The sequence below is a fragment of the Pseudoclavibacter sp. CFCC 14310 genome (assembly GCF_008831165.1).
GTDB lineage: Bacteria > Actinomycetota > Actinomycetes > Actinomycetales > Microbacteriaceae > Pseudoclavibacter_A.
Window position 1 is genome coordinate 336,753 of the sequence record NZ_WBKC01000003.1, and the last position, 13,512, is coordinate 350,264.

Sequence of the window (13,512 nt, forward strand, 5' to 3'; positions counted from 1 at the left end):
CGCCAGGTGCCTCGCTACCTGCTCACATCTGTCAGAATCGGGTCGCCCGTGTGTGCGTCTGCGGCGACGCTGAGGGCATGAAAGTCACACTCAAACCGCAGGGTTCCGCGCAGTTTCTCGCCACGCTTCCGGCGCTCACCGGCTTCATCGCCCATGAGAGTCTCGTCGCCGTGTTCTTCTCTGGCAAACGCAGCATCGGCTCGTTTCGCCTCGACCTGCCCGCCGACGGCGATCTGGTCAGGGCTCGGGAGTTCGCCGATCTGGTGGTCGACACCCTCTGCCGAGTGCCCGGATGCACTGGGGTGGTTCCCGTGGTCTACTGCGACCGTGCCGTCGGCGACAGCACCAAGCTGCCCTATTCGCTGCTGTGGTCGCTGCTCGAAGAGTGTCTGTCTGATTCCGAGCTCGACGTGCTTGACGCCTGCTGTGTCGCGGGCGACGGTTGGGGCAGCTATCTCGATGCCGATCTGCCGGCCGGGGGCAGAGACCTCGCTGAGATCGAGCAGAACCCGATGCGCCTCGACGCCATGATGGCCGTCGAGCGCGAGATCGTCGATCTCGAAGCGATGTCCGAACTGCCGCCCCGTGACACAGCTCTCGCTGCAGAGACGTCGAAGGCACTCGCGGAACGCCTCGACGGGCTGCCCGAGAGCCTCCGGCTGCACGAGACGATTCAGACCCTCGGTCTCGATCTCGAAGCGCTTATTCGGCACGCCTCGCTCGGCGTCCCGCCCCCAGGTTCTGATCGCACCGAATCGGTCGACCGACTGCTTGATTTCTGCACCGTCGCCCGCCTCGACATCGTGCGCGAGATCTTCTTGGTGGGTCTGGCGTTCGGCCCCGAGGCGCTGGGGCTGGCCGCTCAGGAGTCACAGCACACGCGTGTTCGTCACACGAACCTGGCCTCCGTCGCGTATCGGCTGAAGAACACGCTGGCTGAACTCGTGCTGCGTGGTGTCCCTGCGGCCCCACCCGACCGCGAGCGAATGCGGTCTGCTGTGCATGTGCTGCAGCGCTGCTGCGCAGCAGCCGATCCTGCAGTGCGTGCAGATCTCGCTGCGATGATGGCATGGCTCTGGTGGGCGATCGGCATCGGCAGTGTGGCCGAACGGCTGCTCGTGCAGGTGCTCGACCATGACCCTGACCATGGGTTGGCCGGCGTCTTCGCCGACCTCTGCTGCGGATTCGGCGCGCCAGCCTGGCTCGTTGAGCAGAGCTCGACTTCAGAGTCAGCCGTGTAAGGGCGCAGCTCTCGCCGGGCCTACCGCCATGCCTGGCCCACCCACTGGCCCGGCCTGCTCCGGCTTGGCCCTGCCCGGCTTGGCCCGGCCCGCTCCGGCTTGGTCCAGCCCGGACCGGCTTGGCCCTGCCCGGTCCGGCTTCGCTCAGCTTGCCCCAGCCCGCTCCGGCTGGCCCTGCCCGCTCCGGCTGGTCCGGCCTGCTCCGGCTGGTCCGGCCTGCTCCGGCTGGTCCGGCCTGCTCCTGCTTGGTCCAGCTTGCCCCATCAGCATCCGCCCACACACCGTTGGCACCGCGCCACCGTCACATCACCCGGCATACCTCAGCTGCCGCACGGCCTTCCCTACCGACCCGCGGAGATCTGACGTTGCCCCATCGAGATCCACCATCGAGACATGGGAAATGTCCTTCCCCACCATCGAGACATGGGAAATGTCCTTCCCCACCATCGAGACATGGGAAATGTCCTTCCCCACCATCGAGACATGGGAAATGTCTCCCACCGCCATCGAGACATGGGAAATGTCCTTCCCTACCATCGAGACATGCCAAGTTCCATGTCTCGACGGTCGAGAGCAGCATTTGCCATGCCTCAATCAGAAAGGAGAGGAGGCTGGCCCTGGGAAGGGTGTGGCACACGAGGCAGAGCGCTCAGGCAGGCTGCACTGAGACAGGTCTTGGCCAGCCAGGCCATGTCGCGATGACCTATGGGGCAGACAAGGCCGTGGTCTGACAGACCCTGGCCAGGCAGGTCAGTGCGACACAACGGGATTCGGTGTGATCGACCGCACGGCCTCGGGCAGTGCTGCCGCAAGCTGCAGAGCTGTGAACGGCCCCTGCGCCAGCTGACCCGCACGGCCGTGCAGCCACGCACCGGAGGCTGCAACGCTGACGAGAGCGTCCAATGTCGGAGCCTCGGCGCGGGCAGCCAGCAGCGCTCCCACGACACCGGTCAGGACGTCACCGGTGCCTGCGGTCGCGTGCCACGGCGTGCCGGTCGTCACCAGCGCAGTCTGAGTGCCGTCGGAGACCACTGTGTGCGCGCCTTTGAGCAGGACGACTGAACCCGTTCGCTCAGCCAGCGCGGCAGCCGCTTCGGCGTGACGCTCCACTGCATCCGCCGAGCGACCAGGGGCGGCGGCCTGAGAAGGGTCCAAGGCAGCGCCGGAAGGATCCAAAGAGGCATCGCGCAGGCTCACACCGCTGCCAGACTGCTCCGCATCAGCAAGCTCGTCGAGCGCGACGTCGACACCGAGGCGCTTCGCCACACGACGGAACTCCCCCAGATGCGGCGTCAGAATCCACCGGTGCTCATGGTCGAGGGCAGCCTCGTCGATTGCTGCGAGCGCACCCGCATCGACCACGGTCGGCACACCGCTGATCAGCAGATCGTGCACTCGACGAAAGAGCTCCGGGTCGCCAGCCTCGGCGCTCACCTCGGGCAGACCGCTGCCGACGGCGAAGGCATCGGTACGCCCCTCCGTCGTCACCGCCTCAGGCGCGAAGTCGAGCACTCGGTCGCGCACGCTGTCATCGCCCAGCCAGCGGAGCATCCCCAGGCCGGTGTGCAGCGCGCCGGCGGTGCTCAGCACGGCCGCGCCCGGAAACTGCGGCGAACCGGTCATCAGCCCGAGCACGCCACGAGAGTACTTGTGATCGTTCGCATGCGGCCAGCGGTAGGTCACGGCGGTGTCGACGGCCGTCCAGAGACGCGGCCTGGTCAGTGCGCGCGCAAGCTCGATGGCGGGAGTGGTCTTGTCGTTCATGCGTTTCGCTCCTCGGCCGCCAGCATGAAGGTCGCGATCAGCTGCGACAGCGCCCGGAGGTCGCCGAGATGCACCTGTTCGCGTACAGAGTGCATCGAGAGCAGCCCCACACCGACGTCGACCGTGCGCAGACCCAGACGTGTCGCTGTGATGGGCCCGATCGTGCTGCCGCATGGCACGTCGTTGTTCGAGACGAAGGTCTGCACCGCGACTCCGGCGGCCTCGGCCAAGCCGTGCCACAGTGCCTCGCCGGCGCCGTCAGTGGCATACCGCTGCTGAGCGTTGACTTTGAGCAGCGGGCCCCGGCCGGGCCTCGGCAGGTGCTCTGGATCGTGCTTGCCCACATGGTTCGGGTGCACGAGGTGCCCGGCATCGCTCGACAGCACCCAGGAGTCGGCCCAAGACTGCAGCCGCTGCCCAGTGGTCGCTCCGCGGCCTTCGGCGATGCGCAGCAGCACTTCTTCGAGAAACGGCCCCGCGGCGCCAGAGCGCGTGGCCGATCCGACCTCTTCATGATCGAACGCAGCGAAGACGCTGATGTGTTCACTGGTCGCAACCAGACGCTCGCCCCTGCTGCCTCCGGCCACAGCGGCAAGCGCTGCCAGAGCCGCGTAGACCGACGTCAGGTTGTCGAGCCGAGCAGCGGCGAGGAACTCTTCATGCATACCGAGCAGCGCTGCAGGCTGTGTGTCGGTGAGGAACAGATCGGCACCCGTGACGTCGCCTGGTTCCAGGCCCGCACGAGCCGCGACGTACCCGATCAGATTAGCGTCGCTGCCATCGCTGCCGTCGACGGCATCAACGGCCCCGATCACCGGCGCGGTCTCTCGCTGTCGCCCGATCGTATGATCGCTATTCGCGCGTCGGTCGAGGTGAATCGCCAGATTCGGGATGCGCGCAATGGCCCCGGTGCGCACCAGATGGGCTCTCCCCGATCGGTCGAAGACCCTGCCTGCGACGGCCAGATCACGGTCGAACCAGGTGCTGAGCAGCGGCCCACCGTAGATCTCGACGCCGGCCTGCTGCCACCCGTGCGTGACGAAGTCTGGCGTCGGCTTCAGCCGGAACCCCGGCGAGTCGGTATGCGCGCCGATCACACGCAACGGCGTCGTCGCGGTAGCTCCTTCGGGCACGACCCACGCGATCACCGCACCATCGCGCACCACCACGTAGCGTCCGGCTTCGCTCGGCCACTGGTCGCGCTCGTCGAGTCGGGTGAATGCTGCAGCCGTCAGCCGTGCGGCGACGGCCTCAGCCGCGTGATACGAGGTCGGACTGTGCGCCAGAAAGGTGCGAAACCCGTCAGCGAACGCGGTTCGTGCGGAGTCTTGATCGCTCATTGTCAGCTCTTCTCATTGTCAGCGGGGATCGTCAGCTCACGTTCACCGGATCGATGGGCTCCCTGCCCATCAGCCCCTTGCTGCGCACTGGTGTCAGAGGCCAGAGTGTCGCCGCCCGACTCGATCTCGCCGACCACCGTCGCAGGATCATGCAGAAAGTCACCGAACCGTTCAGCCGGAATCATCGGGATGCCCAGCTTCTCGGCCTTGGCGAGCTTGCTGCCCGCGCCGCTGCCGAACACGACTGCATAGGTCTTCTTCGACACACTGGATGCCGCACGAGCGCCGAGCGCGATCACTGCTTCTTCGGCCTCCTCGCGGGTGTATCCCGGGACGGTTCCGGTGACGACCACGCTGCGACCGGCCAGCGGCGCCTCGGAGTCGACCTCGGCATCCCCATGCGGCCCAGGGTGCCCGGGGGTCGCCCACTGCACGCCAGCCGCCCGCCACCGCTCGACGATGTCGATGTGCCAGTCGATCGTGAACCAGTCGCGAATCGCCTCGGCGATGATCGGCCCCACGCCGTCGACTGCGGCCAGCTCATCGGTCTCGGCGGCGCAGATCGCATCGAGCGACCCGAAGTGCCCCGCGACCGCACGGGCAGCGACAGGCCCGACGTGGCGAATGTTCAGGGCCACGAGAAGTCTCCACAGTGGCCGAGTCTTGGCCTCGTCGATGTTCGCGAGCATCTTGTGCGCGAGTTCGCTGGGCACCGAATGCTCGTCGCCGCTGAACGCCGCCTCGTCAGGCCCCGCCCATTCGCCGTCGCTCTTGCGACGCTGACGTCTGAACGGCGCTCGGATGTCGGGCTCGCCTTCATCGGTCTGCTTCGGCAGTCCCGTCTCGGGGTCGGTCACCTCGACACGCACCGGAAAGATATCGGCCAGCGTCAGATCGAACAGTCTCGCCTCGGTCGTCAGCGGCGGCGCGGTGGGCGCCAGCGGATGCGTCAGAGCGATCGAGGCTACTTCGCCGAGGCCTTCGATGTCGAGTGCGGCTCGCGATGCGAGATACTCGAGGCGACCCGCCACCTGCGCCGGGCACGACTGCGTGTTCGGGCAGCGTACGTCGATCTCGCCGGGCTTCGACGGGGCCAGCACCGCACCGCACTCCGGACAGTGCTCAGGCATCACGAAGGCCCGTTCATCTCCGGTGCGCAGCTCCACCACCGGCCCGAGAATCTCGGGAATCACATCGCCGGCCTTGCGCAGCACCACGGTGTCACCGATCAGCACGCCCTTGGCCTTGACGATCTCTTGGTTGTGCAGCGTCGCCTGACGCACCGTCGAGCCCGCGACGTGCACGGCTTCGACCACCGCATAGGGCGTCACCCGGCCGGTGCGTCCGACGCCCACACGAATGTCGACGAGCTTCGTGTTCACCTGCTCGGGCGGGTACTTGTAGGCGATCGCCCAGCGCGGCGCCCGACTGGTCGCTCCAAGTTCGTCGTGCAGTGCGAGCTCGTCGACCTTGACCACGACGCCGTCGATCTCGTGCTCGATCTCGGCACGGTGCTGCCCGTTGAACGCGATGAACTCGTGCACCTGGTCGATCGAGGTGAGCAGTCGGTTGTGCGTCGAGACCGGCAGACCCCACGAGCGAAACAGGTCGTAGATCTCGGACTGGCTGGCCACAGGCGGGTCGGGCCAGGCGCCGAGGCCGTGCACGAGCACGGTCAGCGGGCGGGCCGCAGTGACTCGTGGGTCTTTCTGCCGCAGCGAGCCGCTCGCCGCATTGCGCGGGTTCGCGAAAGTCTTCTTCCCGGCGTCGGCCAGGCTGGCGTTGAGCGCATGGAAGTCGGCGACGCGGAAGAACACCTCGCCGCGCACTTCGACCAGCGGCGGATGCCCCGTGCCGGCGAGCTGGAACGGCACCGCATCAATCGTGCGTACGTTCTCGGTGACGTCTTCGCCGACGACACCGTCGCCGCGCGTGGCAGCGCTGACCAGTCGACCGTGCTCGTAACGCAGATTGATGGCGAGACCGTCGATCTTCAGTTCGGTCAGGTAGTGAAAGGCACGCCCGGCCAGACGCCGCTCGGTGCGCATGATCCATTCGTCGAGCTCGCCGATGCTGAACACGTCGTCGAGGCTCAGCATGCGTTCGGCGTGCGTGACTGGGGCGAAGCTCGACCCGTCGGGGCGCCCGCCCACGGTCAGCGTCGGGGAATCCTGACTCTGCAGATCGGGAAACTGCTGTTCAACAGCGGCCAGCTCGATCTGCAGCTGGTCGTACTCTTCGTCGCTGACCAGCGAGGTGTTGCGTTCGTAGTAGGCGTCGCGCAGTTCGAGGATGCGATCAGTGAGCTCGCGCACCAGCTGTGCTGCGTCTTCGTGAGTCAGCCGGGCGATCTGCGCGTCGTCGAGCGGGGCGCTCATGAGGCCAGTGCCTGGTCGGAGAGCTGAGCACCGTCAGGTGAGACGGCATCGGCCGCGACGGAGCGGTCGATGGTGAACTGGCCCAGCACGCGCTCGCCCAGATACAGCACCGCCGACTGCCCGGGGGCGACACCCATCAGCGGGTCGCGCAGCGTGACGACGGTCTCACCGTCGACGATGCGCACTCGCGCCGGAACCGGGTCGCCGTGCGCACGAACCTGCACCATGATGTCGAGACCAGAGTGCACCTCGACCGGAGGCTCCCCGGCCCACGACTGACGGCGTCCGCCGATCTCGCAGACGGCGAGCGCCTCATGCGGCCCCACGACGACCTCATGCGTGACGGGGCGCACCTCGAGCACATACCGTGGGCGACCGTCGGGAGCCGGCCGGCCGATGTGCAGACCGCGACGCTGCCCCACCGTGAAAGTGTGCGCACCTTCGTGATGCCCCAGCACCTCACCAGAGCGGTCGACGATGTCGCCGGGGGCGGTGCCGACCTTGTCTTCGAGCCAGCCGGCGGTGTCACCGTCTGAGATGAAGCAGATGTCGTAGCTGTCGGGTTTGCTCGCCGTCTCGAGCCCGCGACGGGCCGCCTCGGCACGCACCAGGTCTTTGGACGGAGTGTCGCCGAGCGGAAACAGCGCGTGCTCGAGCTGGGCGCCGGTCAGCACGCCGAGCACATACGACTGGTCTTTGGCCCAGGCGGCCGCACGGTGCAGCTCTCGGCCGCCGTCGGCCGCTGTCACGATCTTGGCGTAGTGCCCCGTGCACACCGCGTCGAAGCCGAGGGCGAGCGCCTTCTCGAGCAGCGCCGCGAACTTGATGCGCTCGTTGCAGCGCAGGCAGGGGTTGGGGGTGCGCCCTGCCGAGTACTCGCTGATGAAGTCGTCGACGACGTCTTCTTTGAACCTCTCGGAGAAATCCCACACATAGAACGGGATGCCCAGCCGTGCGCACACCCGCTGCGCATCGGTGGCGTCTTCGACGGTGCAGCACCCCCGAGAGCCGGTGCGCAGCGTGCCCGGCATGCGTGAGAGCGCCAGATGCACGCCGACCACGTCGTGGCCGGCTTCGACCATGCGCGCGGCCGCGACCGAGGAATCTACCCCACCGCTCATCGCCGCTAGTACCCGCATGTTCGCTCCTTCGTTGTCTGGGATTCGCCTGCCGGCACGGGTCACGTGCGATCGACATCGTTCCGTGTCGTCAGCAGGCCTCTGACGTCGTTCCAGTGTAGCCGCGAGCGCCGACATCGCATCCGCCTGGAGACGCGCACTCTCGGCCTTCGCGAGATCAGTAGATTGTGGGCGCGTTCGCGCTCATGCCGGCCTGACGCGCTCGCCGATAGACCTCGGGCAGCACCTCGAGCACGGCATCCACATCATCTTCGCCGGTGTCTTCGCCCAAGGTGAACCGCAGGGCCGAGCGGGAGTCCTGCTCGTCGAACCCCATAGCCTCGAGCACGTGGCTCGGCTGGGGTATGCCCGCGGTGCACGCCGATCCCGTCGACGCGCGCACTCCGGCCGCATCGAGCAGAAACAGCAGCGAGTCTCCTTCGCATCCGGGAAACACCGCATGCACGTTGCCGGGCAGCCGCTGATCGCCACGGGCGCCGGTCACGATCGCCTCGGGCACTGCGCGGCGGATGCCGAGGATCAGTCGGTCTCGCAGCTCGGCGAGCCGGCTGGCGTGGGCGGAGAGCCGGCCGACGACGTGCTCGGCGGCGACTCCGAAGGCGGCGATCGACGGGGTGTCCAGTGTTCCGCTGCGCAGACGGCGTTCCTGACCGCCCCCGTGCAGCAGCGGCACCGGCGTCACATCGCGGCGCAGCACGAGCGCTCCAGTGCCTAGGGGCCCGCCGATCTTGTGCGCCGAAACGCTCATGGCCGCGATGCCGAGTTCGTGGAAGTCGAGAGGCACCTGCCCGTAGGCGGCCACCGCATCGACGTGCACGGGGATGTCGTGTGCACGGGCGATCTCAGCGATCTCACCCAGTGGCTGCAGCGTGCCGACCTCGTTGTTCGCGGCGATGACGCTGATCAGAGCGACGCGTGCACCCTCAGCATCGACCAGCTCTCGCAGAACGGTCAGGTCGATGCGTGCCTCTCGGTCGACCGGGATGCGTCTGACCCGCGCGCCCTGCGTCTGCTCAAGCCAGCGTGCAGAGGCCTCAGTCGCATGGTGTTCTGCCTCGGCAATGACCACGAGCGGACGGCGCCCGTCTGCGTCACGCCACCAGTAGATGCCTTTCACCGCCTGGTTGATCGACTCGGTGCCGCCGGCGGTGAAGACGATCTCGGCGGGGTCGGCGCCGAGCGACGCCGCGACCCGAGCACGCCCTTGTTCTACGAGCGCACGCGAATGCTGGCCGGCGGTGTGCACAGCAGAGGCGTTGCCCACCACCTGCGCCGCATGCACATAGGCGTCGAGTGCCGCGGGCAGCATCGGGGCGGTTGCTGCGTTGTCGAGGTACGAGGCGTGCGAGTCGGTCACGTTCAGAACAGCAGGCTGGCGAGCCTGGTGCGTGCGGCGTTGACCCGAGGATCGGTGTTGCCGGTCAGCTCGAACAGCCCGATCAGCCGCTGCTGCAGCGGAGTGCGATCGTCGGGGTTCGCCCAGAGGGCTGGCTGCAGCAGCACGTCGAAGGCCTTCTCGGGATCTCCGGCGAGCCATGCTCGGTCTGCCTGCTCAAGTGCGCTGCTGAGCTCGGCGTCGTCGACGCTCTGCGCTTCGGGGGTGCCCTGATCGACCTGTTCGAGACGTGCGCGCAGGTGAGACAGCAGCAGACCGTGGCGAGCGAACTCGTCTTTCGGCGACTCGTCGAGAATGCGCTGGAACGCATGGGAGGCGTCGGCAAGGTGGCCCTCGTCGAGTGCCTGCTGGGCGGCGACCTGCTGCGGAGTCAGCTTCGGCTCTTCAGGCTCTGCGTCGTCGTCGCTCGGAACTTCGACGACCTCGGTGACCCCCTGCTGCTCGGCGACCTGCAGCACCTGCGAGATGACGGGCTCGATCTGGGCGCGATCAGCGAGGCCCTCGAAGAGCGGCACCGGCTGGCCGGCGATCAGAGCGAGCGTGGTCGGCAGGGTGCGCACGCGCAGAGCCTGAGCGATCTGCGGATGCTGCTGTGCGTCGACGATGCCGAGCAGCAGCCGCCCTTGCTGGGCGACAACCAGCTCGGCGAGCGTATCGACCAGCGGCTGATCCTGTGGTGTTCCGGAGACGAGTGCGAGCAGCAGCGGTGTGCGCGTCGAACGCTGAACGCTCTCGCCGAAGGTCTGCTCGTCGAGCCTGGTCACCAGCACAGCACCTGCTGATCCGGCTGGGCTGCTCGAAGCGGCACCATTCGTCGCGTTCGGGCCCGATGCCGCCCCCAAATCGATGGCTCCGTGTGCGTCGGGAACTCCCGTCACACCCGCTGAAGCGTTCGGCACATCATGTGCGCTCATGTCACAGCTCCTTGATTGATTCCTGCTGCCACGTGTAGCCGACCAGTGTCGCCTTCTGCGTGGCGTCTTTCGGCACTCGGAAGACCAGCATCGTGCTGTACACACGCTGGAGGCCTTTACTCGTCTCGTTCGAGCCGATCACGGCGCTGTCTGCTGCCGTGAGGTCTTTGATCACGCCGTTCTCTTTGGCGGGCTTGACCTCCCACGTCTCATTGACGCTGACGAACACGAGACCGTCGCCGTCGGCGGTGGTCAGTGCCACGGGGGCCGAAGCACCCGGCGGGTAGGTCACGTTCAGCTGACCGTCCTGGCCGAGGTTCTCGCGCTGCTGCGTGACTTTCTCACGACGACGCTGCAGATACTGGTCGTTGGCGATGTCGAACTGTGCTGCGAACTGGCTGGAGTCGCCGTTGGCCAGCAGATCTGCATAGTGTTCGCCGACGACTCCGGGGGCGATCGCGAGGTCGCTGCTGTCGTTCGCAATCACCTGCGAACCGACCAACTCGCTGGGCAGGTCAGGAATCGGCGGGATCGGATTGTTGATCACCGTCTTCAGCTTGTAGTTGTCGCGGGCTGTCTCCTGCTGCAGCAGCAGCAGCCGCTTGGGCTGCCCCTCTGCCTGATCGTCCTGAACTCCGACCAGCACCGTGCGAGGGAAGTCTTTGCCGGACTGCGGCAGGAACACGTTCATGGGCGACGAGACGATCGGATCGATCGCCGGTTCGTCGGCGAACTTCGACTTGATCGCGTAATAGCCCTGTCGTGCGGCGAGAGCCTCACCCGTGAACCTGCCGTTCAGCATGTTCGGGTCGAGGGCGGCATCGGCCTGGCTGGCGGTCGTCGCAACCTGGTCGAGGATGGTCTGGAAGTGCGCCTTGAGCACGGGAGTCGCGGACTGGTCGTTGTCTGCGGGCGCTTCGGAGCCGGCAGAGCTCGGCGATGCCTGATCCGGCTGGGTGCAGCCGGTCAGTGCCAGCACCCCTGCGACGCCGAAGACGAAGAGCCCGCGCAGCGGCCTCTTGCCTCGGTTTGAGCGGCCCAGGCTGGAGCGACTCTTGGCGCCCTTCGCTGCCGTGTCAGGCTCTTTCGACGTGGCGTCTTTCGCCGCTCCGGAGGCGGCTCCCGGTTTGGGCGCCGCAGCGTCAGGTCGGCTCTCGTCTGAGGGCTTCGCGGCGGCGGACCCGTCGTTCGACGGCTTGGCCGGCACGACGGGAGCCTTGCCCGCCTCGGTCTCATAGTCATCGCCCGGCACGACGCCGCTCTTCAACGACTTCGTGTCTTCCGAAGCGAGACGTTTGCCGCGGTGCGTGCGGCGACGTGGGCCGCGGCGGTTCGCGATGCGATCGATCAGCAGCAGCACGAACCCGCCGAGCAGCAGCACATAGCCGATGATCTGCAATGGCCGCACCCATGGCGTCGGGTTCACGTTCGGCCAGCTGATGCTGATCTCGGTCGGTGCCGGATGCTCTCCGTCTGATGCGATCAGCAGCGAGGACGTCTGCACCGAGTCGACCTCGAGTCGAAGCTGGCCGTCTGCGCTCTGTTCGGTCGTCCAGAGATCGGAGCCTGCCGGGTTCGGCACAGTCTGCTCTGTTCCCCCGGTGGTCACACCGAGGTCGCGATCCGCTGCGGTGATGCGGTTGACCGATGCGTCGGCGACCCACGCATCCACGTCGGAGGAGGGCCCGGCTGCTGCGAAGACACGCTGCGGGCCGGTGACGACCACAGTGGCCTTGCCGTCGTGCTGTGCGAGGGCTGAACCATCGATGACGGCGACCGGTGCAGAGGCGGTGCCCTGTGTGGCGGTATCGACTGATTCGACGATCTCAGCGGGCGGGCGCCAGATGGTCTGCTGGCCGAAGCCGACGATCAGTGCCAGGGCCGCGATGGCGAAAAGCACGACGGCGGTATAAAAGCGCAAAGTTCAGACCCTTCCAGTTCTTCCCATAAGACCCTAGATCATAGCGTTCGTCTTTGAAAATCATCTATGGATGCGCTGAGAGCGAAGCTCCCCCGTCGCAGATGGCGATTCACTGCGCGATCACGCACGGTCGAGAACCACGGGTACCCTTGGCAGAGAACTGTGCGACCTTCAGCACAGATGTGCGTCGGCACACGAACACGAGGAACAGAGGAACGGCTGATGAGCGCTTCGACACCAGAGGACGCCGCGCAGACCACTGAGGCGCCGAAGCCGGAGCCGACGGCTCCGCCGGCCACGCACGAGACAGATGTCGTCGCCCCGAGCCCCCATCGCATCCGCACCATGCGTCTCAGCACCGACAACGTCTTCGGCATCGCCTTTCTCGGCACGCTCGGCGTGCTCGTCGCTCTGGTGCTCGGGGGCATGGTCGCGACCAGCGGCATGGTCATCACCTACATCGGCGCCGCACTGTTTCTCGCACTCGGGCTCGACCCGGTCGTCCGGCTGCTGTGTCGCACCGGGATGCCACGAGGCGTCGCCGTGCTGGTCGTCTTTCTGTTCTTCGTGCTGGCCGTCGTCGGTGTCGTGCTCCTGCTGATCCCCGCGATCAACACGCAGGTCGACGAAGCCATCCAGAACACGCCGGTGCTCGTGCACGTGCTCACTCAGCAGGAGTGGTTTCAGAGCATCAACCAACAGGTCGACGGTGCTGCCGCGGGATGGCTCGATGCTGCACAGCGCTTCGCCTCAGACCCGCAGAACATGCTGCAGGTCGCCGGTGGGCTCGTGACGGTGGGAACCGGCCTGGCCAACTTCATCGCGGCGACGGTCATCATCGTCGTGCTCACGCTCTATTTCATGGTGTCATTGCAGGGCCTGAAACGGGGGCTCATCTCACTGCTGCCGGCTTCTCGTCGCAGCCGCTTCACTCGCCTCAGCGACCGCATCTTCGACAACGTCGGCAAGTATGTGATGTCGCAGACGATCATCGCACTGATCAACGCGGTCTGCGCGTACATCGCGATGTCGATACTCCAGGTGCGCTTCCGCGAGGTGCTCGCCGTCGTGATCTTTCTGTTCGCCCTGCTGCCGCTGGTCGGCTCGCTGACTGCGGCGACGCTGACCACGCTGATGACGGTCGTGACTCAGGTATTGGCGAATCCAGAGAACGTGAACCTCTGGCCGGCGCTCTTCATCATGATCTACTACCTGATCTACATGCAGTTCGAGGCATATGTGCTCACGCCGCACATCGTGAACCGAGCCGTACCGATTCCGGGCGTGATCGTGGTGATCGCCGCACTGCTCGGCGGCACGCTGCTCGGAGTCTTCGGGGCGCTGCTGTCGATTCCGGTGGCAGCATCCGTCATCCTGTTGGTGCAGGAGCTCTGGGTGCCGCGGCAGAACAAGCGCTGA

At 66.6% G+C, this 13,512-nt stretch carries 9 protein-coding genes; 2 read left to right on the top strand and 7 right to left on the bottom strand.

Features of this window, described 5'->3' with window-relative positions; genetic code table 11:
• Positions 1–77 precede the first annotated feature (77 nt).
• Positions 78–1,241, top strand: coding sequence for a DUF4192 family protein (locus tag F8O06_RS08900; protein WP_158038275.1), 1,164 nt, complete (start codon positions 78–80; stop codon positions 1,239–1,241).
• Positions 1,242–1,991: 750 nt separating this feature from the next.
• On the opposite strand, the gene F8O06_RS08905 is transcribed toward F8O06_RS08900, so the two are convergent.
• The 7 genes from F8O06_RS08905 to F8O06_RS08935 form a co-directional block, all read right to left on the bottom strand.
• Complete coding sequence (locus tag F8O06_RS08905; RefSeq protein ID WP_225733449.1) at positions 1,992–3,005, bottom strand: NAD(P)H-hydrate dehydratase; 1,014 nt, start codon at positions 3,003–3,005, stop codon at positions 1,992–1,994.
• Complete coding sequence (locus tag F8O06_RS08910) at positions 3,002–4,345, bottom strand: M18 family aminopeptidase (RefSeq protein WP_158038276.1); 1,344 nt, start codon at positions 4,343–4,345, stop codon at positions 3,002–3,004. Before F8O06_RS08910 ends, F8O06_RS08905 begins: the two co-directional genes overlap by 4 nt.
• A 2-nt stretch (positions 4,346–4,347) precedes the next feature.
• A complete protein-coding gene (ligA, locus tag F8O06_RS08915; RefSeq protein WP_158038277.1) occupies positions 4,348–6,723 on the bottom strand; it encodes an NAD-dependent DNA ligase LigA in 2,376 nt (791 codons plus the stop codon).
• The gene (mnmA, locus tag F8O06_RS08920; protein WP_158038278.1) at positions 6,720–7,862 is read right to left on the bottom strand and encodes a tRNA 2-thiouridine(34) synthase MnmA; all 1,143 of its coding nucleotides are present in this window, start codon (positions 7,860–7,862) and stop codon (positions 6,720–6,722) included. The genes ligA and mnmA overlap by 4 nt, the downstream gene beginning before the upstream one ends.
• A gap of 157 nt (positions 7,863–8,019) precedes the next feature.
• Positions 8,020–9,219 carry a cysteine desulfurase family protein gene (locus F8O06_RS08925; protein ID WP_225733450.1) on the bottom strand — a complete coding sequence of 400 codons (1,200 nt, stop codon included), beginning with the start codon at positions 9,217–9,219 and terminating at the stop codon, positions 8,020–8,022.
• A gap of 2 nt (positions 9,220–9,221) precedes the next feature.
• Entirely contained in the window at positions 9,222–10,172 is a 951-nt protein-coding gene (locus F8O06_RS08930; RefSeq protein ID WP_158038279.1) for a tetratricopeptide repeat protein, read from the bottom strand.
• Between the two features lies 1 nt (position 10,173).
• The gene (locus F8O06_RS08935; protein ID WP_158038280.1) at positions 10,174–12,072 is read right to left on the bottom strand and encodes a hypothetical protein; all 1,899 of its coding nucleotides are present in this window, start codon (positions 12,070–12,072) and stop codon (positions 10,174–10,176) included.
• A gap of 243 nt (positions 12,073–12,315) precedes the next feature.
• Here F8O06_RS08935 and F8O06_RS08940 point away from each other — a divergent pair, with 243 nt between their 5' ends.
• Positions 12,316–13,512, top strand: coding sequence for an AI-2E family transporter (locus F8O06_RS08940; RefSeq protein ID WP_192496897.1), 1,197 nt, complete (start codon positions 12,316–12,318; stop codon positions 13,510–13,512).